The organism is Psychrobacter sp. 1Y4 (assembly GCF_051847555.1).
Genome location: NZ_JBPYDE010000784.1, coordinates 1 through 617 on the forward strand (window position 1 = coordinate 1; position 617 = coordinate 617).

The following is a 617-nucleotide window of genomic DNA, read 5'->3' on the forward strand; positions in this document are numbered from 1 at the left end:
GTAATGCTTCCAAGTTTTCATTATCTTGATAAGCAATTTCACAATGAATCAACGACATATGAGAAGTGGCACTTTCATGTGCGCCTTCAACATAAGTAATCTGGCCATCTTCATCGCGTTTAACACTCACGATGATATTGTAAGTACGATGCACATCGATACCTTCAGCTTCAAGGCTCATCAAGATCGTATCGACTAAAAATGGTCTATCATATGCCACGATCTGAATGACCGTGTGTGAGCTATGAAAGTGCTGCTCTTCTGCTAAGGGATTCAATACTGCCAGTTGTGGTTTGCTGCAATCGTAGGCTTTGAGCAATGTAAAGTGATGTAGCGCCATGCCCGCCAAGTCAGCATTACTAATCGCCTCTGCAGTTTCTTGATGCAGCGGCTCATAGTAGCTATGGATAAAATGATCAAATAGCGATTTGTCTTTTTGTACATAACTGGTAGCAATATCGCTTATCTGGCTAATGCGCTCTTTTGCGATACTGAGGGAGTTTGGCATTGTCCTTCGTCCTTTTTATAGGTTTGGTTTATCTATTTATGTTTATCAATCTGTATTAATTACCGTCATTGCATATGAGGCTTTATAACTTGTGATGCAATGGCAATAT

At 40.2% G+C, this 617-nt stretch carries 1 pseudogene; it reads right to left on the reverse strand.

What is annotated here, in order from left to right:
* Positions 1-508 (reverse strand): annotated as a pseudogene (locus ACS8FC_RS18875) (NAD-glutamate dehydrogenase); the annotation flags it as partial.
* Between the last annotated feature and the right edge of the window lie 109 nt (positions 509-617).